18 protein-coding genes are annotated in these 19122 nt (G+C 65.1%); 6 read left to right on the top strand and 12 right to left on the bottom strand.

Features of this window, described 5'->3' with window-relative positions; all coding sequences use genetic code 11:
- Positions 1–163 precede the first annotated feature (163 nt).
- Complete coding sequence (locus BMY68_RS01230; protein WP_085530506.1) at positions 164–925, bottom strand: SDR family oxidoreductase; 762 nt, start codon at positions 923–925, stop codon at positions 164–166.
- A 233-nt stretch (positions 926–1158) separates the two neighbouring features.
- Here BMY68_RS01230 and BMY68_RS01225 point away from each other — a divergent pair, with 233 nt between their 5' ends.
- On the top strand, positions 1159–2163 hold the full coding sequence (locus BMY68_RS01225) for an NADP-dependent oxidoreductase (RefSeq protein ID WP_062823204.1): 1005 nt from the start codon (positions 1159–1161) through the stop codon (positions 2161–2163).
- Between the two features lie 153 nt (positions 2164–2316).
- On the opposite strand, the gene pyrF is transcribed toward BMY68_RS01225, so the two are convergent.
- Entirely contained in the window at positions 2317–3015 is a 699-nt protein-coding gene (gene pyrF, locus BMY68_RS01220; RefSeq protein WP_007931610.1) for an orotidine-5'-phosphate decarboxylase, read from the bottom strand.
- Between the two features lie 315 nt (positions 3016–3330).
- Here pyrF and BMY68_RS01215 point away from each other — a divergent pair, with 315 nt between their 5' ends.
- Together BMY68_RS01215 and BMY68_RS01210 are read left to right on the top strand one after the other, a co-directional pair.
- The gene (locus tag BMY68_RS01215) at positions 3331–4095 is read left to right on the top strand and encodes a response regulator (protein WP_085530206.1); all 765 of its coding nucleotides are present in this window, start codon (positions 3331–3333) and stop codon (positions 4093–4095) included.
- Positions 4095–5132, top strand: a complete 1038-nt coding sequence (locus BMY68_RS01210; RefSeq protein WP_085530205.1) for an ATP-binding protein — start codon at positions 4095–4097, stop codon at positions 5130–5132. The genes BMY68_RS01215 and BMY68_RS01210 overlap by 1 nt, the downstream gene beginning before the upstream one ends.
- 102 nt (positions 5133–5234) lie before the next feature.
- Here the strand turns inward: BMY68_RS01210 and BMY68_RS01205 are convergent, their stop codons facing one another.
- The 10 genes from BMY68_RS01205 to BMY68_RS01160 form a co-directional block, all read right to left on the bottom strand.
- A complete protein-coding gene (locus BMY68_RS01205; RefSeq protein WP_085530204.1) occupies positions 5235–6290 on the bottom strand; it encodes an AI-2E family transporter in 1056 nt (351 codons plus the stop codon).
- A gap of 82 nt (positions 6291–6372) precedes the next feature.
- The gene (locus BMY68_RS01200) at positions 6373–7179 is read right to left on the bottom strand and encodes a DUF4892 domain-containing protein (protein ID WP_175534801.1); all 807 of its coding nucleotides are present in this window, start codon (positions 7177–7179) and stop codon (positions 6373–6375) included.
- 8 nt (positions 7180–7187) lie between these two features.
- On the bottom strand, positions 7188–7847 hold the full coding sequence (locus BMY68_RS01195) for a glutathione S-transferase family protein (protein WP_085530202.1): 660 nt from the start codon (positions 7845–7847) through the stop codon (positions 7188–7190).
- Positions 7848–7897: 50 nt separating this feature from the next.
- Positions 7898–8752 (bottom strand): alpha/beta hydrolase, encoded by an 855-nt coding sequence (locus BMY68_RS01190; RefSeq protein WP_085530201.1) that lies wholly within the window; start codon positions 8750–8752, stop codon positions 7898–7900.
- Entirely contained in the window at positions 8749–9555 is an 807-nt protein-coding gene (locus BMY68_RS01185) for an alpha/beta fold hydrolase (RefSeq protein WP_085530200.1), read from the bottom strand. The genes BMY68_RS01190 and BMY68_RS01185 overlap by 4 nt, the downstream gene beginning before the upstream one ends.
- A 114-nt stretch (positions 9556–9669) precedes the next feature.
- Positions 9670–10113 (bottom strand): hotdog fold thioesterase, encoded by a 444-nt coding sequence (locus BMY68_RS01180; RefSeq protein WP_007931583.1) that lies wholly within the window; start codon positions 10111–10113, stop codon positions 9670–9672.
- Between the two features lie 30 nt (positions 10114–10143).
- Positions 10144–11811, bottom strand: a complete 1668-nt coding sequence (locus BMY68_RS01175; protein WP_085530199.1) for an AMP-binding protein — start codon at positions 11809–11811, stop codon at positions 10144–10146.
- A 230-nt stretch (positions 11812–12041) separates the two neighbouring features.
- Positions 12042–12491 (bottom strand): phosphohistidine phosphatase SixA, encoded by a 450-nt coding sequence (sixA, locus tag BMY68_RS01170; RefSeq protein ID WP_009047787.1) that lies wholly within the window; start codon positions 12489–12491, stop codon positions 12042–12044.
- Positions 12488–12835, bottom strand: a complete 348-nt coding sequence (locus tag BMY68_RS01165; RefSeq protein WP_007931570.1) for a DUF4389 domain-containing protein — start codon at positions 12833–12835, stop codon at positions 12488–12490. Before BMY68_RS01165 ends, sixA begins: the two co-directional genes overlap by 4 nt.
- A gap of 18 nt (positions 12836–12853) precedes the next feature.
- The gene (locus BMY68_RS01160; protein ID WP_009042808.1) at positions 12854–13879 is read right to left on the bottom strand and encodes an NAD(P)H-dependent glycerol-3-phosphate dehydrogenase; all 1026 of its coding nucleotides are present in this window, start codon (positions 13877–13879) and stop codon (positions 12854–12856) included.
- 194 nt (positions 13880–14073) lie between these two features.
- Here BMY68_RS01160 and BMY68_RS01155 point away from each other — a divergent pair, with 194 nt between their 5' ends.
- Genes BMY68_RS01155 through BMY68_RS01145 form a run of 3 tightly spaced genes read left to right on the top strand, consistent with a single transcriptional unit; the run spans position 14074 to position 19026 of the window.
- Positions 14074–16197 (top strand): TonB-dependent receptor plug domain-containing protein, encoded by a 2124-nt coding sequence (locus BMY68_RS01155; RefSeq protein ID WP_085530198.1) that lies wholly within the window; start codon positions 14074–14076, stop codon positions 16195–16197.
- Position 16198: 1 nt separating this feature from the next.
- Positions 16199–17128 (top strand): ABC transporter substrate-binding protein, encoded by a 930-nt coding sequence (locus BMY68_RS01150; protein ID WP_175534800.1) that lies wholly within the window; start codon positions 16199–16201, stop codon positions 17126–17128.
- Positions 17125–19026 carry an ATP-binding protein gene (locus BMY68_RS01145; protein ID WP_009042805.1) on the top strand — a complete coding sequence of 634 codons (1902 nt, stop codon included), beginning with the start codon at positions 17125–17127 and terminating at the stop codon, positions 19024–19026. Before BMY68_RS01150 ends, BMY68_RS01145 begins: the two co-directional genes overlap by 4 nt.
- Positions 19027–19122: the final 96 nt, after the last annotated feature.

The following is a 19122-nucleotide window of genomic DNA, read 5'->3' as shown; positions in this document are numbered from 1 at the left end:
TCCAGTTTTGCAGGTTCGCAACGGGCTGCACTGGAGCACAAGTCTCTGGCGTCGGAATAATGGCAAAAAGCTACGTTCAGGTCGTTTTCAGAATGGTCGAGGTCGATCCGGTACAGCCCTGGCAACGCTTGGTCACCTGGGCCGCCCCTAAGGCAGGCGAGCGTCAGATGGCGGTGGCGCCACCGTCGACCGCCAGCGCCTGGCCGGTGGTGAAGGCCGCGCCGTCGCTGCACAGATACAGCACCGCGCTGGCGATTTCCTCGACCTTGCCGATCCGCCCGACCGGGTGCATGGCCGCGGCGAACTCGGCTTTCTTCGGATCGGCCTCGTAGGCGCGGCGAAACATATCGGTGTCGATCACCGCCGGGCACACCGCGTTGACCCGGATTTTCTTCTTCGCGTACTCGATGGCCGCCGACTTGGTCAGGCCGATCACCGCATGCTTGGAGGCGGCATAGATGCTCATCTTCGGCGCCGCGCCCAGACCGGCCACCGATGCGGTGTTGACGATGGCCCCGCCGCCCTGGGCGAGCATCAGCGGCAACTGGTGTTTCATGCACAGCCAGACGCCCTTGACGTTGACTCCCATGATCGCGTCGAACTCATCCAGGGTGCCGTCCGCCAGCTTGCCCTTCTCGATTTCGATCCCGGCATTGTTGAAGGCATAGTCGAGGCGGCCGTAGCTGCTTACCACCTGGGCCATCAGGTTCTGCACATCCGCCTCATCGGTAACGTCGCAGCGCACGAACAGCGCCTCGCCACCGGCGGCGCGAATCAATTGCACCGTGCCCTCGCCACCGGCGACATCGAGGTCGGCCGCCACTACTTTCAGCCCCTGCGCGGCGAACGCCAGGGCCGTGGCCCGACCAATACCCGCCGCTGCGCCGGTGACCAAAACGACCTGGCCGGAAAACGTCATGCTCATGGTGATGCCCTCGATGGAATGCATGGATCGGATTCGCCCAGTCTAGGCACAGGCAACGGGCACGCGGCAGCACTATCAGAGGGCCGGTTGCCCACTTATCCGCGGTGGTGATGAAAGTCGCCATACGACCATCACGCCTCTGGATCGCCCCCTATTCGCTACAGCGGCAAACCTTGCGGCATCAGGGCTGAAGGTCTATCAACTAGGGTTCCATCGATCCTTGAGTGCCTGCCATGACCACCCAGACCAATCGCCAGTTTCTGCTCGCCAAACGCCCGGTGGGCGCGGCGACCCGCGAAACCTTCACCTACCAGCAGGTTCCCGTCGGCGAACCGGCGGCCGGGCAGATCCTGGTGAAGAATGAGTACCTGTCCCTCGACCCGGCCATGCGCGGCTGGATGAACGAAGGCAAGTCCTACATCCCGCCGGTGGGCATCGGTGAAGTGATGCGCGCCCTGGGCGTGGGCCAGGTGATCGCCTCGAACAACCCCGGCTTCGCCGTCGGCGACTACGTCAATGGCGCCCTGGGCGTGCAGGACTATTTCCTCGGCGAGCCGCGCGGCTTCTATAAGGTCGATCCGAAACTGGCGCCGCTGCCGCGCTACCTGTCGGCCCTGGGCATGACCGGCATGACCGCCTATTTCGCCCTGCTGGACGTCGGTGCGCCAAAAGCCGGTGAAACCGTGGTGCTGTCGGGCGCGGCCGGCGCGGTGGGCAGCATTGCCGGGCAGATCGCCAAGATCAAAGGCTGCCGGGTGATCGGCATTGCCGGCGGCCAGGACAAATGCAAGTTCCTGATCGACGAACTGGGCTTCGACGGGGCCATCGACTACAAGAGCGAAGACGTCCATGCCGGCCTCAAGCGCGAATGCCCAAAAGGCGTTGATGTGTATTTCGACAACGTCGGCGGCGACATTCTCGATGCCGTGCTCAGCCGCCTGAACTTCAAGGCCCGGGTGGTGATCTGCGGCGCCATCAGCCAGTACAACAACAAGGAGGCGGTCAAGGGCCCGGCCAACTACCTGTCGTTGCTGGTCAATCGCGCGCGCATGGAAGGTTTTGTGGTGATGGACTATGCAGCCCAGTTCGCCGCCGCCGGGCAGGAAATGGCCGGCTGGATGGCCAAGGGGCAGCTCAAGAGCAAGGAGGATATCGTCGAGGGGCTGGAGACTTTCCCGGAAACGCTGATGAAGCTGTTCAGCGGCGAGAACTTCGGCAAGCTGGTGCTGAAGGTTTGAACATGGCTCTTTGAATCGGGTTGTCTGTCCGATCGTTTCGCGAGCAAGCTCGCTCCTACAAGGGCCTATGCACTCTCTGTAGGAGCGAGCTTGCTCGCGATAGCGCGAAGCGCGCTTGCACTATCGCCGACAGCCAGCACTGCGCTGCCGGATTCAGGCCAGCTCGGCCACCACGGCCGCCAGGGCCTTGGCCGGGTCCGCCGCCTGGCTGATCGGACGGCCGATCACCAGGTAATCGGAACCGGCATCCAGCGCCTGGCGCGGGGTGAGGATGCGCCGCTGGTCGTCCTGGGCGCTGCCCGCCGGACGGATCCCCGGGGTCACCAGTTGCAGCGACGGGTGCGCGGCCTTCAGCGCCTGGGCTTCCAGGGCCGAGCAGACCAGGCCGTCCATACCGGCCTTTTCCGCCAGGGCGGCCAGGCGCAGCACCTGTTCCTGCGGCTCGATATCCAGGCCGATGCCGGCCAGGTCTTCACGCTCCATGCTGGTCAGCACGGTCACGCCGATCAGCAGCGGTTTCGGGCCGCTGCGCTGGTCGAGCACTTCGCGGCAGGCCGCCATCATGCGCAAGCCGCCGGAGCAGTGCACATTGACCATCCACACGCCCATCTCCGCGGCGGCCTTGACGGCCATCGCGGTGGTGTTGGGGATGTCATGGAATTTCAGGTCGAGGAAGACTTCAAAACCCTTGTCGCGCAGGGTGCCGACGATTTCCGAAGCGCAACTGGTGAACAGTTCCTTGCCGACTTTGACCCGGCACAGCTTGGGGTCCAGCTGATCAGCCAGTTTCAGTGCGGCGTCACGGGTGGGAAAGTCCAGGGCGACGATGATAGGAGTCTGGCAAGCGGACATGAAGGGGCTCTCAGGCAAGTCGAAATCGGCGCGGATTGTAGCGCAAGCGACGACGCTCCGGGACCCGATGATCGGTAATTCATCGCCAACGGCAGCTCCCGTATCGATAAAACCGTGCAAATGCCCGACCCTGGCGGCAATTGTGTCAAGCCCGATACACTCCCGACACGCCGGCAACACCCCGCCCGGCTACCCTCGCCAGCCGCAACACTCCCGAACAGCACTTCCAGCCCCAGGGCCGGACGCCTATGCTGAAGCCACCACCTCGCCGCCCCTCTTTGTGGCTGGCAGCCTACCTGGCAGACGATCGCACGCATGCACAACACTCCAGCTCCCCTCAATGACGATCAGAAAGCACCTGGCACGGGTGACGACAAGCGCTGGAACACCCGGGCGCTGATCGTCGACGACGATGTACCGATCCGCGAACTGCTGATCGACTACCTGTCCCGCTTCAATATCCACGCCACCGGCGTGACCGACGGCGCGGCGATGCGCCAGGCCTTGCAGGCGGAACACTTCGACGTGGTGGTGCTCGACCTGATGCTGCCCGGCGAGGATGGCCTGTCCCTGTGCCGCTGGCTGCGTAACGAATCGGACATCCCGATCCTGATGCTGACGGCCCGTTGCGAGCCCACCGACCGGATCATCGGCCTGGAGCTGGGGGCCGACGACTACATGGCCAAGCCCTTCGAGCCCCGGGAACTGGTGGCGCGGATCCAGACCATCCTGCGCCGGGTCCGCGACGATCGCACCGAGCAGCGGGCCAATATCCGCTTCGACAACTGGCGCCTGAACAGCGTGCTGCGCCAGCTGATCTCCGCCGACGGTCTTGTCGTGCCGCTGTCCAACGCCGAATTCCGCCTGCTCTGGGTGTTCATCGAACGCCCGCGCCGGGTCCTGAGCCGCGAACAGTTGCTGGACGCCGCCCGTGGGCGCTCCATCGAAGCCTTCGATCGCAGTATCGACCTGCTGGTCTCGCGCCTGCGGCAGAAGCTCGGCGACGACCCGAAATCGCCGCAGCTGATCAAGACCGTGCGTGGTGAAGGCTATCTGTTCGACGCCCGAGACATCGGCTGATGCGTGGGCGCTTCGATACGCTGTTCGGCCGCCTGTTCGGGGTACTGCTGATCGCGATCGTGCTCGCCCACCTGCTCGCCTTTTTCTGGTTCCGTCTCTACGGCCCACCTCCACGCCCGCCGGCCAGCGAATTCAGCGGCCAGCCACAGCCCGGCAGTGGGCGTTTCGAGCCACGGCCACCACGTCCCTGGTTCGGCGGCCCGATCGTGCCGCTGACGTTCCAGTTCATCTCGCTGATCATCGCCGCCTGGTACGGCGCCAAGCTGCTGACCCGGCCGATCCAGCGCCTGAGCGATGCCGCCGAGCGCCTCAGCGAAAACCTCGACAGCCCGCCGCTGGACGAGTCCGGCCCACGGGAAGCGCGGCAGGCGGCCCACACCTTCAACCTGATGCAGCGGCGCATCCAGGAGCAGGTCAAGCAACGCGGGCGCATGCTTGGCGCGGTTTCCCATGACCTGCGCACGCCGCTGTCGCGCCTCAAGCTGCGCCTGGAACAGATCGAGGACAACAAGCTGCAGGGCCAGATGCGCCAGGACCTCGACGACATGATCAGCATGCTCGACGCGACCCTGAGCTACCTGCATGAACAGCGCACCAGCGAGGCCCTGCAGTGGATGGATGTGCAGGCGCTGGTGGAGTCGCTCTGCGAAAACGCCCAAGACCAGGGCGCCGACGTGCGGACCGACGGCCATTGCGCGCCCCTGCAAGTGCAGCCGTTGGCCCTGCGTTCCTGCCTGAACAACCTGCTGGACAACGCCCTGCGCTATGCCGGGCATGCCCGTATCAGCCTGCAGGACAGCCGCGAGCAGGTGCGAATCCAGGTCATCGACCATGGCCCGGGCATCGCCGAAGACCAGCGCGAAGCCGTGTTCGAACCCTTCTACCGGCTGGAAGGCTCGCGCAACCGCAATTCCGGCGGCGTCGGCCTGGGCATGACCATTGCCCGCGAGGCCGCCGAACGCCTGGGCGGGCAACTGCACCTGGAAGAAACCCCCGGTGGCGGCCTGACCACCGTGGTGCGCCTGCCCCGCGCCTGAGTCGCCCGTTGCCGGGCGGTACCCGGCTCCCGTCCACGAACCTTGCCCCCCGGCGGCGTTCACGACGCCGCCTGATCATCCGCCACTGCTGCCAAGCAGCGGCTACAGGCGCTTGTCTTCGACCCGCGCCTGGCTCGCGCTCCAGTCGGTCAGCAGGCTGTAGGCCACGGCCAACAGGGTCGGGCCGATGAACAGGCCGATGAAGCCGAACGCGATCAGCCCGCCAAAGACCCCGAGCAGCACGATCACCAGCGGCAGGTTGCCGCCGCGGCTGATCAGGTAGGGTTTGAGCACGTTGTCGACGCCACTGATGATGAAAGTGCCCCAGATACCGAGGAACACCGCCATCCCGTATTCGCCCTTCCAGGCCAGCCAGGCGGTGGCCGGAATCCATACCAGCGGTGGGCCCATGGGAATCAGGCTGAGCAGGAAGGTGACGATCCCCAGCACCAGCGCACCCGGCACGCCGGCGATCAGGAACCCGATCAGGGCCAGGACTGCCTGGGCCGCGGCGGTGCCGATCACACCGTTGACCACCCGCTGCACCGTACCGGCCACCAGCTCGATGTAGTAGCCGGCGCGGTCGCCAATCAGCCGCTCCAGCAGCCCATGGACGAACACCGCCAGGCGCGGCCCGTCGCGATAGAAGAAAAACACGAAGACGATGCTCAGGGTCAGCTCGAGGATCCCGCCACCGATCTGCGCGCTGCGGGCCAGCAGCCAGTTGCCGACCTGCCCCAGGTAGGGCTTGATCGCCAGCATCATCGCCGCGCCCTGCTGGTCGATGCTGTTCCACAGCCCCACCAGCCGTTCACCGACGAAGGGCACGCCGGCCAACCAGCTCGGCGCTGCGGGCAGGCCATCGACCTGCACATCCTTGATAAAGGCGGTGGCGTCACGCACATGGTCGGCCAGGTTGAAGCCGAGCCAGACCAGCGGCGCCGCCACCAGCAGCATCCAACCCAGGGTCAGCACGGCCGCGGCCAGGGACTCGCGGCCATTGAGCCAGCGGGTCAGCAGGCGCATCAGCGGCCAGCTGGCAAACGCCAGGACCGCCCCCCAGAACAACGCGGACCAGAACGGCGCCATGACCCAGAAGCTGGCGCCGAACAGCACCAGAAGCAGGATCTGCACCAACAGGCGATCATTATTGAGCATTTGGCATCTCGAGAAAGGTCAACTCACCAAGCGTAGGCGAACGGTGGATACCCGTTCGCCCAAGCCCGTTCAATGCAGCGGTTCAGCGCAGCAGCTCAAGACGCAGGCCAGGGGCCTCGCGGCTGCCGCTTTCCATGCGTGCCGCCCGCACGCCCTGGCCGATCAGGGCCTGGCGCCAGGCCTCGGCATTCGGCCCGGAAACACTGACCCGCAAGGTGGTATCGAGGTTCAACCCGCGCGACAGCAAGGTCAGCCAGGTCGGCTGGGGCTCGCCGCCGAGCTTGGGCAGGTCCAGCTCGCCGGTGTCCTTGAGCTGGCGCAACAGGGTGGCCGAGGTCGGCAACAATTCGCCCAGGGGGGTGCTGGCGTCGAATTGCTCGACATGCAGGTACGCCCGGCGGTTGCCGCGGGTAATGCTGTACAGGGCCACCAGCGAATTGTCGTTGGGCGCGGCCAGGCGCAACAGCAGGTACGCCTGCTGGACATCGGCGCCATACAGCTTGGCATTGCCGAACACCTCATTGGCCCACAGGCTGCTTTCCCCGCAATCGCGGGCCTGGCACCAGAACAACAGCTCGGCGCCCTGCCCCTGCAAGGCTTCGCGAGCGGCGGTAAAGGCCGCGGTCGAGGAATGTTCCGGCGGCAACTCGTAGGTCACCGAAGTCGTGGTGCCACGAGCGCCGACCTGGCCATCGAAACGCAGCTGGCCGCTGATCTTGCGGATCGAGCCCATGGGGTAGATCCGCTCCATCTCGGCCGCCGGACGATAGTCGACGATCTGCGCGTCAGGCATGCGCGGCACGATCGGCAAGTCATGGCTGCCGGGCAAATCGGCGGCGAACAGCAAGGGGCTGACAGCGGACAACAGCAGGACACTGGATAAACGCATGGGTGCTCTCATCGGATCAGCATGGCCTGGGCGCCCTTGATGACACTGGCGTCATCCGTGCGTTGCGGGACCAGCAGCCCGCGCTGCACCGCCGGCCGCGCCTCGAGGGTCGCCATCCAGCGTTGCAGGGCCGCCAGGCCGTCCACCGAAACCCCGGACCATTCATGGCCGCGTACCCAGGGAAAGGTGGCGATATCGGCAATGCTGTAGTCGCCGGCGAGGAACTCGACCTCCTGCAAGCGGGTGTCGAGCACCTCGTACAGGCGCCGGGTTTCATGCTGGTAACGATCGATGGCGCCCTGGAGCTTTTCCGGAAAATAACGGAAGAACACGTTGGCCTGGCCCTGCATCGGACCGACGCCGCCCATCTGGAACATCAGCCACTGGATCACCCGGGAACGGCCCTGGAGATCGCTGGGCAGCAGTTGCCCGCTGAGTTCAGCCAGGTAGATGAGAATCGCGCCGGACTCGAACACGGCGAAATCGCCGTTGGCGCGGTCGACAATCGCCGGAATCCGGCCATTGGGATTGATCTTGAGAAAGCCTGGAGCCTTTTGTTCCTTCTTGTCGAAACTCAGGGCATGCACCGTATAGGGCAGGCCGAGTTCCTCGAGCACGATAGAGACCTTGTGGCCATTCGGGGTCGCAGCGGTATAGAGATCTATCATGGTTGTCTCCCATTTCAACCCGCCCAGCCTCGACAGTTGCCCGCTGCAAGTCAAGAAACGGCGAAAAACCTATTGAAACAGTCTGCAACAAGGATCGCGCCGTCTTCGTCGTTCAAGTGCAGGTGATGGCCACCGGGCAGCTGTTCCCGGCTGAAGGGTAGCCGCTCCAGCAACTCCGGGTGCTTGGCCAGCATGCCGTCGGCCGCCACCACCAGCTGGGCCGGACAGGCCAGGCGCTGGACGAACGTCAGGGCCTGCTCCTGGGTCAGGCGCAGCGGCGAAGCCAGGGTCAGGCGGCTGTCGCTGCGCCAGGTGTAGCCCCCCGGGACCGGCATCAGGCCGCGTTGCGCGAGCAGTTCGGCGGCTTCGCGGCTGACCGCGACCATGCCCTTCATCCGCGCCTCGATGGCGCGGTCCAGGGTGGCGTAGACCGGCTTGCGCTTGTCCCGCAGGTCCAGCTGGGCCTGCAGGGCCATGCCCATGCGCTCGGCGGCGTTTTCCCCACTGGCGGTCGGCGGAATCACCCCATCGATCAGCGCCAGGTGGCTCACCCGCTCGGGCAACGAGCCGGCCAGCACCAACGAGACGATCGCCCCCAGGGAATGCCCGAGCAGGCCAAAGCGTTTCCAGCCCAGCTGCTCGGCGACCTGCAAGACGTCATATACGTAATCCCAGAGCGCATAGCTGGCACCCAGGGGGCGGTGTCCGGAATGGCCATGCCCGGCCATGTCCAGGGCGACGATGCGCAAGCCGCGCAACCTGGGCGCCAGCCGCGCGAAGCTGTTGGCGTTGTCCAGCCAGCCGTGCAGGGCAATGACCGGCAAACCGTCCTCGGGGCCGAACAGGTGCGCCGCCAGCTCGATATGCGGCAGGCTCAGGCGGACTTCTTCCACCGCGGCGCTCATGCGCAGCTCCGTTCGGCGCGAGCTTCCCAGCGGCTGAAGAGTTTTTTCAGCAGGGCCGCGGTGTCCTGCGGGCGCTCCAGCGGGAACATATGCCCGCCCGGCATGCTCAGGGATTCGCCATGGGGCATGCGCCCGACACTGCTGGCGTGGTGCTTCATCACCACCCGGCTCTGGCGCCCGCGCACCACCGCCAGCGGCACCTTCAACTGCCGGGGGCGGCCCGGGCTGGTGTGCGGCACGCCGCGATAGATGCTGATCTCGGTGGCCGGGTCGAAACGCAGCCGCAAACGGCCGTCGACCTGATGCAGGCCATGTTGCAGGTAAGCGTCGAAACACTCGGGGTCGAAGCCGCGGAACAGGGTCTTGCCGGCAAAATACTTGCGCGCCGACTCCAGGTCGCTGAACTCCTCGCGGCGGCCCAGGGTCCGCCCGGCGGGGGTCAGGCGGTCGATGAAACCGAACCGCTTGGCAGCGCGAATCACCCATTGATCGGCGCGGGTCAGCACCGGCGAATCGAGCATCACCACCCCGCGATACAGCTCCGGGCAGCGCAGCGCCGCATGCAGATGCAGGACGCCGCCGAAGGAATGGCCGACACCCCACACCGGCTCGGCCTGCTGTTGCAGATGGTGGATCAGTTCGTCCACCAGGTTCAGCCAGTTGTCGTCCGCCGGAAAGCGCGGATCGTGAGCGTGCTGCTGCAAATGCGCCACTTGATACTCGGGCGCCAGGGCGGCGAACAACTTGCCATAGGTCCCCGAGGGAAATCCGTTGGCGTGAGTGAAAAACACCTGTTGCGACATACCGGCTAACTCATGAACAAAAAACGATGGCTGATTGTCCGCATGCCATTACCCGGCGGCAATGACAGTAACGGTCAAGAATGATGACACTCCGCCTCAGCCTATGGGTACCCCTCAACGTGCCGGCGGCGTCTGCCCCAGCGGCACTACGGCCATGGTCAGACGCGATACGCAGCTGGCCTTGCCTTCGTCGCTGCAGAGGCGGATATCCCAGACATGGGTGGTACGCCCGATATGAATCGCCCTGGCCACCGCCGTCACCCGGCCGGAACGCAGGCCGCGCAGATGGTTGGCGTTGATCTCCAGGCCCACGCAGTAGAACTTGCTGGCGTCGATGCACAGGTAGCTGGCCATGGAGCCGACCGTTTCCGCCAGCACCACCGAGGCACCGCCATGCAGCAGGCCATAGGGCTGGTGGGTGCGATGGTCGATCACCATGCTCGCGGTCAGGGATTCGTCGTCGAAGGACTCGAAGCGGATGTCCAGCACCTCACCGATGGTGTTTTTCTGGATCGCGTTCAGTTGCTCGATGTTCGGGGTGGTACGCCATAGGCTCATCACTGCATCCTTTTGGGTGGTTATCCGCGCTCAATCCTGCCACAGCACCGCTTCGGAGCGCTCGCTCCACTCTTTGAAGCGCTCGCCGTAGGTGGCTTCGATGACATTGCGCTTGATCTTCAGGGTCGGGGTCAGAAAGCCGTTCTCCACCGCCCAACTGTCCTTCACCACCACCAGGCGGTGCAAGCGTTCATGTTTGTCGAGCGCGCCATTGACCTCGTCAAGCAGGCTTTCCAGGCTCGCATGCAGGCCGCCACGGGCGTTGCCTGCGGCGTCCTGCAAACCGGCCGCGGACAACACGCACAAGCCCAGCGGCGCGCTCAGGCCATCGCCGACCACACACACCTGCTCGATCCGCGAATGCACCGCCAGGCGGTTCTCGATCGGCGCCGGGGCCACGTACTTGCCCTTGCTGGTCTTGAAGATCTCCTTGAGCCGCCCGGTCAGGCGCAGATTACCGTCGGCGTCCTGCTCGCCCTTGTCGCCGGTACGCAGGAAACCATCCGCGGTGACGGTTTCCGCGGTCTTCTGCGGGTCCTTGAAATAGCCGAGCATGGTCGCCCCGCTACGCACCTGGACCTCTCCGGCCTCGTCGATCCGTACCTCGACGTCCGGGCAGGGCCGGCCGATCCAGCCGGGTACATGCTGGCCGCTGCGGCCGATATGGGAATAACCGCAACTTTCGGTCATGCCGTACACCTCCAGCACGTCGAGGCCCAGGCGCTGGTACCAGTCCAGCAGGGTCTGCGGCACCGGCGCGGCGCCGGACAAGGCGACCCGCAGGGCATCCAGCCCCAGTCCGGCCAGCACCTTGTGCCCGACCCGCTTACCGATGAAGGGCAGGCCCAGCAGGAAGTCCAGGCGCTTGGCCGGGACCTTGCTGTACACGCCCATCTGGAATTTGGTCCAGATCCGCGGCACGCCGAACAGCGCCGTGGGCCGCGCCCGCTGCAAGTCGGTGAGAAAGGTCTCCAGGCTCTCGGCGAAGAACACCGTTTGCCCGGTATAGATCGCCGCCAGCTCGACGAACATGCGCTCGGCCACATGGCACAGCGGCAGGTAGGACAGCAGCCGGTCCGTCGGCCCGAGGCCGAACAGCTGGGTGCCGCGTGAAGCGGCGAAACCCAGGGTGCCGAAGCTGTGCATCACGCCCTTGGGCAGGCCGGTGGTGCCCGAGGTGTAGATGATGGTCGCCAGTTGCTCGGCGGCGGGGTTGGGGTCGTCCTGGATCGGCGAGCACTGCTGCAACTCGTCCCAGGTGAAGTCGAAGCGGCCTTCGGGGCAGATCGGCAGGCTGATGGTGGGCAACCCGGGTTTCACGCCGGGGGCCATCGCCGGCCAGTCGTCGAGCTTGCCGATGAACACCAGGGCCGACTCGGAATGTTCCAGCACCTGGGCCACCGAATCGGCGGTCAGGTTGGGATACAGGGGCACGGAAACGTGACCGGCCATCCAGATCGCCAGGTCGGCGATGATCCAGTGGGCGCAGTTCTTGGAAATGATCGCGACATGACTGCCCGGCGGCAGCTCGCGGGCGCGCAGCCAGTGGGCGGCGCAGCGGGCCTGGTGGCCGACGTCGGCCCAGGTCAGATCCTCGACCCGGCCACCGCCCAGGGGCTGGACCAGGAAACGTTGGCGGGGATGACGAGCTTCGCGCTCGTAGAACACTTCCAGCGGCAAACGAAAAGCAGCAGACATGCAACTCGCTCCTTTGTTTTTGTTCTGATCGTGAGGCTAGCCAACCAAGCACTTGCTCGGGCGACTATTCCACGCACAAAGAAACGCCGCAAGTTAAGAAATGTAGCGAAAAGAACAGATCGTCGCAGGAGCGAGACTTGCCCGCGATGAAGGCGGACGCGCTGCTTCGGACAGTCCGCGCCGCTTCCTTTCGCGGGCAAGCCTCGCTCCTATCGTTCTGGGATTCAGGCTCAGGGATTCTTGATGCTGTTGAGGGTCATCAGGCCGGCCAGCGGCCAGTCGCCTTCGAGTTCCGCCAGGCCCGCGGTGTGCATCGGCTGGGGATTGCGCAGATGGCCGTGCTGCAGGAGGCCGATCAGGTTGCCCACCAGCGGCTGGTGGCTGACCAGCAGCACGTTGTCCGCCGAGTCGAGCTGGGCGACCACCGACAGTGGGTTATTGTCCGGCGTCAGCCAGGACACGGTGCGGATGTCCGCTTCGAAGCCCAGGGCTTCGCGCACCAGCTTCGCCGTCTGCTGCGCCCGCGCATAAGGGCTGGCGATGATCGCGCTGAGCGGCTGGCCGATCAGATGCGCGGCGCTGCGCAGCGCTTCCTCGCGGCCATGCTCGGTCAGGTTGCGCTCGGCATCGCTGCGCGCATGCGGCTCGGCTTCACCGTGACGCAGCACCCAGAGCTTCACAGCTTGGGCTCCTCGTCCCGCACCGGATGGGGCGCCGGTGGCACCACATGTGGCGCTTCGCCTTCAGGCGCGCGCGGGGCCGGCCAGTCGGCGAACGGCCAAGGCTTCTGGTCGGTGTGGAAACTGCCGAAACGACCGATCTGCGCCAGGAACTGGCTCAGGCTGTCGCCGAAGTTCATCAGGCTGGCACTCGGCGAGCCGTAGATCAGCCGGTAGATCAGCTGTACCAGCACCAGCGCGCCGAGGATGAATTGCGCCACTTGCCAGACCAGCACGAACACCAGCATCCACAGCACACGCAGCAGGATGGATTCGTACTTGGCTTCGGAATTCGTATCGTTCATGTCTCGCTCCTGTCCTGCTCAGTTGAAACCACTGGGGGAGATAAAGTCGACATCGGTTTTCGGCTCGCCACGCATCAGCAGCTCGATGACCTGGTTCAGCGTGCGCCCCTCAAACAGGATGGCATGTAATCCGGCCACCAGCGGCATATATACACCCACTTCCTGTGCCTTGACCTTGAGCACCTTGAGGGTGTTCACGCCTTCGGCCACCTCGCCGAGCCGGTCCACCGCCTCTTCCAGGCTCAGGCCTTCGCCCAGGGCGAAACCGACCTGATAGTTGCGGCTCTTGGGCGACGAGCAGGTGACGATCAAATCACCAACCCCCGCCAGGCCGAGGAAGGTCATCGGGTTGGCGCCCTGGCTGACGGCGAAACGGGTCATTTCCGCCAGCGCCCGGGTAATCAGCATGCTCTTGGTGTTTTCCCCCATGCCCAAGGCCACGGCCATGCCGGCGATGATCGCGTAGACGTTCTTCAACGCCCCGCCCAGTTCGACGCCGAAGCGGTCGGCGCTGGCATAGACGCGGAAGGTCCGGCCATGCAGGGCCGCCTGCACGCGCTGGCAGAGTTCTTCGTCTTCGCTGGCGACCACGGTGGCGGTCAAGGCGTGCTCGGCCACTTCGCGGGCCAGGTTCGGCCCGGACAGCACACCGATCCGTGCTTGCGGGGCGATCTCTTCGAGGATTTCACTCATCAGCTTGAAGGTCTGCGCCTCGATGCCCTTGGTCAGGCTGACCAGCAGCTTGCCGGCGAGCAACTGCGCATGGGGCGCCAGCACCGAGCGCAGGGCGCTGGAGGGCAAGGCGACAAAACACAGGTCACTGTCGTTCAGGGTGGCCAACAGATCGGTCACCGGCTCCACCGCCGGATGAATCTTGATGCCTTTGAGGTAACGCGGATTTTCGCGATGAATGCGAATGGCCTCCGCCTGCTCCGGGTCACGCATCCACTGCCGCACCCGATGACCGTTCTCGGCCAGCAGATTGGCCACGGCGGTACCAAAGCTTCCGCCTCCCAGGACCGCGATAGGGCGCTGTTCAGTCATATGCAATCCGTCAATCCATACAGTGGCGATGGCGGCATTATACGGGGCGCCCCTGCGGCGGCCAGCCCTGTGAACAATTAGGCACAAATGCCGGGAAAACACCGATTAGGCCGGGGAATGTCGGGGTTATCGACTGGAAAACCCGGTCATCTCGGTTAACATGCGCGGCAATTACTCGTTATCAAGGCTGTGCCGTGTATCCTGGCCCTCCCCTCTCCCGCCCATCCCTGTTGCTGGCGCTGCTTTGCAGCACCCCGGTGCTGGCCGACGATCTGTTCCTGGACAGCCAGCCGCTGCCGGAAATCCTCACCGCCACCCGTCTGAAACAGTCTCCTGCGGCCGTGCCCGGCAGCATGACCGTGCTCGACAGCGAACTGATCAACGCCAGCGGCGCCCGCGATATCAGCGAGTTGCTGCGCCTGGTGCCGGGGATGATGGTCGGCAATATCAGCGGCAACCAGGCCGCAGTGAACTATCACGGCACCAATGCCAGCGAAGCGCGCCGCATGCAGGTGCTGATCGATGGGCGCTCGGTGTACCGGGCGGGCCTGGCCACCGTGGACTGGAGCGACATTCCGGTGGCCATGGAGGACATCGAGCGCATCGAGGTGTTCCGCGGCCCCAATACCGTCAGTTACGGCGCCAACGCGCTGATGGCGGTGATCAACATCATCACCCGCTCGCCCGCCAACAGCCACGGCACGCGGATCAAGGTCACCCGCGGCCAGCGCGGCATCAGCGACTGGTACGCCAGCCAGGGCACCGGCTGGGACACCGGCGACCTGCGCCTGTCGCTGTCCGGGCAGGAGGACGACGGCTTCGACAGCGATCGCAACGGTGCCGACTACCGCGACAGCCGACGCTTGAACCGCTTCAGCCTGTCGGTCAGCCAGATGCTTGACGAGCGGCAGAGCATCGACTGGCAACTCAGCGCCAAGGAAGGCAGCAACCAGCGCCCCTATACCTACCGGCCGGTGTTCTCCGGCATCACTTCGGCCGGCTACAACTCCGACGTGATCGCCAAGGACTATGCCGGCTCGCTACGCTGGAACCTCGACATCAACCCGGACCACAGCCTTTATATACAAGGCTCGGCCCAGCACTGGGACCGTCAGCAGAACTGGCGCGCCTGTGACGCCGAGGTGTCGTTCAGCCCGGAACTGACCCGCCTCTGGCAGCTCAACCCGAACTACGCCGAACTGCTGGCCCGGCACATGGACAATTTCACCGGCTCCGGCGCCCCTCCAGGCACCGCGGCCGAACAGGCCCTGGCGAACCAGGTGCTGACGCAATGGAAGGACGGCGCCAAGCGCACGGTCTGCGGGGATATCGACCAGAGCGCCCGCGAATCGCGCTACGACCTCGAACTGCAGGACACCCTGAGCCTGTCCGATGGCGTGCGCCTGGTCAGCGGCCTGAACTATCGCTACGACCGCGCCGACTCGCAAACCTATTTCAACGGCACCCTCGACGACAGCACCTGGCGCGCCTTCGGCCAGCTGGAATGGCGCGCCACCGAACACTGGCTGTTGCAGGGCGGCGCCATGTTCGAAGACTCACAGCTGAGCGGCAGCTCGCTGACCCCGCGGGTGGCGGTCAACTACCTGATCAACCCGCGCCACGGCCTGCGGGCGGTATATTCGGAAGCGATCCGCTCGCCGGACATGTTCGAGAACAACGTCAACTGGAGCTACCGGGTCACCAAGCTGAGCCCGACCGCCTACGGCCAGCCCAGCGCCCAGTACTTCGTCAAGACCCGCGGCCCGGGCAACCTCGACCAGGAACGCATGCGCTCGCGGGAGTTGGGCTACAACGGCTTTTTCGCCGATCTCGGGCTGAACCTCGACGTGAAGCTGTTCTACGACGAAATCAGCGGGATGATCAGCGAGCCGCTGCGCAACAACCAGTACATCGCCAGCAACAGCAACGCCTCACGCTTTGCCGGCAGCGAAACCCAGCTGGACTGGCGCCTGAACCCGGCGGACCGGCTGCGCCTGACGTACGCCTATGTCGACGCCGAGGCCAGCAACCCGCTGGACGAGCAATTGACCGCGCGCCACAGCGGCTCGGCGGGCTGGTTGCGCGACTGGGGCCAGGGCTGGTCCAGCGCGCTCTTCTACTATGGTTCCAGCGCGCTCAACGGTTATCGCTTCGAACGGGTCGATACCCGTGTCGCCAAGCGTATCCCCCTGGGCAAGGGCAGCCTGGAGCTGGCCGGCGTGCTCCAGCAACGGCTCGACGACGAGCCCACCACCTTTGTCGACAACAACTATGACTCGCACCACGTCCTCTACTTCAGTGCGGAGTTGACGTTCTAGCATGAGCCACCGTCAGTCAGGGATGACGCCTGCCTTGAACCGTTTCCGGGTTCGCCTGCTGCTGTTCTGTTGCCTCTGGGGTGCATTCCCCGCATGGGCGGCCCAGGTGTTGCTGACCGGCGCCGAAGACAGCGCCGGCGTGCAGGCTTTTGCCCAGGCGCTGGCGCAACAGCGGCCACAGGACGACGTGCGCTTCGAGCTCCTGGCCAACCTGCCTGCCCCCGGTCAATTGCCAGCGGGCACCCGGCTGATCCTGCTCGACCCGGCCAGCCTCGAATGGCGCCAGCAGGAGGCCCAGGGCCCGGCCACGCTGGTATTGCGCATCGGCCGGATCCAGGCTCAGCAGCGCCTGGGGGCCGCGCCCTCACCCCGGCTGAGCCTGTTATGGAGCGACCCGCCACTGGCTCGGCAATTGCGGCTGATCCGCAAGATCCTGCCCCAGGCCCGGCGGATCGGCGTGCTCTACGGCGCCGACAGCGAATTCCTGCTCAAGGAGCTGCATCAGGCCGCCCATCCCCTGGGGCTGGAAATCGTCGCCGAGCGCTGGGACGACACCAATGACAGCCGTCCGCTGCAAAGCCTGCTGAAAAGCAGCGACGTCCTGCTGGGGTTGGACGACCCGCAGCTGTACAACCCGAAAACCGCGAAGAACCTGTTATTGAGCAGCTATGCCCGGCAACTGGCGCTGATCGGCCCCAATGCCGGCTTCGTCAAGGCCGGCAGCCTGGCTAGCACCTACAGCGACCAGGACGATTGGCTGCAGGTGCTCGACGACTTGCTGGACCGACCCACGACCCACTGGCCGCGTACCCTGTATCCGCAACCGTTCAAGGTGTTGAGCAACCCGCAGGTGGCACGCTCCCTGGGCGTCGAACCGATAGACGAGAAATCGGTGGCGACCCAGCTGGCCGAAGGAGAAAAACGCCCATGACCTTCCGTCGCCGTTGGGACATCAGTACCCGCACCCAGATCATCTGCCTCGGCCCGGCGCTGCTGCTGACCCTGCTGCTGATCAGCTTCTTTACCTTCGTGCGGATCCAGGATCTGCGCCAGGAGCTGAACCACACCGGCCAGTTGATCGCCAACCAGCTGGCGCCGGCCACCGAATACGGGGTGATCTCGGGCAACAGCGAAGGTCTCGAGAGCCTGCTCAAGGCCACCCTGGCCACGCCCCACGTGCGCTTTCTCGAAGTCCAGGACAGCCGCAACAAGATCCTGGTGTACGTCGAGCAGCCTTCGGAAACCCACCACCGCTCACAGCAGGTCGAAGTGTTCCAGGCCCCGGTGCGCCTGCAACGCATCCAGCTCAGCAACGACTTTTTCCAGGACGACCCGAGCGCCAGCGTGAGCCCCAGCGAGGACTACTTGGGGCGAGTGATCGTCGGCATGTCCAACGACGCCTTCAGCCAGCGCCAGCAGGAGATCCTGTTCAAGGCCGGCATCCTCGCGCTGTTCGCCCTGCTGTTCACCTTCCTCCTGGCCCGCCGCCTGGCGGCCAGCCTGTCGCAGCCGATCAGCGCCATGGGCACCGCGGTCAAGGCCATTCAACAGGGTGACTTCAAGACCCCGCTGCCGATCGTTGACGATGCCGAGCTGGGCGATCTTTCGCGGCATATCAACAACCTGGCCGCCGGCCTCGAACAGGCCAGCCGCGAGCAACACCAGGCCATGGCCCAGTTGATCCAGACCCGCGAAGAAGCGGAGCGGGCCAACAATGCCAAGTCGGACTTCCTGGCGATGATGAGCCATGAACTGCGCACGCCCATGAACGGCGTGCTGGGCATGCTGCAACTGCTCGAAACCACCGAAATGACCGATGAACAGCACGAATACGCGGCGCTGGCCTCCGAGTCCACCGAGCACCTGCTCAAGGTGATCAACGACATCCTCGACTTCTCGCGCATCGAGCGTTCGGCCCTGGAGCTGGAGCACATCCCGTTCAACCTCGCCGAACTGATCGGCAGCTCGGCCCAGGCCTTCCAGCACAGCGCCGCGCAGCGCGGGCTCGACCTGCAGCTGCGACTGCCGCCCGGCATGGAGTCGCTGCAGGTCAAAGGCGACCCGACGCGCATCCGGCAGATCCTGGTGAACCTGATCGGCAACGCCTTGAAGTTCACCGAGCAAGGCAGCGTCACCGTCGAGCCGCAATGGCAGGCCCTGGACCATGAACTGCTGTGGTTCACCTGCAGCGTGCGCGACAGCGGGATTGGCATCAGCACCGAAAGCCTGGAACTGATGTTCAACGCCTTCCAGCAGGCCGACAGTTCGATTTCCCGGCGTTATGGCGGCACCGGCCTGGGGCTGCCGATCGCCCGCACCCTGGCCGAACGCATGGGCGGCACCCTGCGCGCCCAGAGCGAGGAAGGCCGCGGCTCGGTGTTCACCCTGGAGATCCCGCTGGCGCTGTACCAGCAAAGCCTGCCAGTGCTGGCGCCGCGGGTGCACAGCGGGCATGCCCATGGCGAAGGACGCAACGTGCTGCTGGTGGAAGACAACCCGGTCAACCAGACCGTGATCCAGGCCATGCTGCGCAGCCTGGGCTTCACGGTCAGCATCGCCACCGATGGCGCCCAGGCCATTCGCAGCGCCGAGAGCCTGATCTTCGATGCGATCCTGATGGATTGCCGGCTGCCGCTGATCGACGGCTACGAGGCCACCCGGCAGATCCGCCAACTGCCCGGATGCGCCGACCTGCCGATCATCGCCTTGACCGCCAACGCCTTGCAGGGCGACCGCGAAGCGTGTTTGTCGGCGGGAATGAACGATTACCTGGCCAAGCCGTTCAAACGCACGGATCTGCAGCAAATTCTCCAACGCTGGGTGCAGTAGCGGCCACTTATCGACCATCTGCGACTGGCGTGAAGGGCGAAAGTGCGGCAGTCTTAGGCACCCGAACAGGCCCCTCACAGGGCCTGTATAATAATT

It is taken from the genome of Pseudomonas sp. NFACC41-3 (assembly GCF_900109505.1).
Taxonomy (GTDB): Bacteria; Pseudomonadota; Gammaproteobacteria; order Pseudomonadales; family Pseudomonadaceae; genus Aquipseudomonas; species Aquipseudomonas chlororaphis.
Note: the sequence above shows the minus strand (reverse complement) of the source record. Positions and strands in the feature narration are given on the sequence as shown.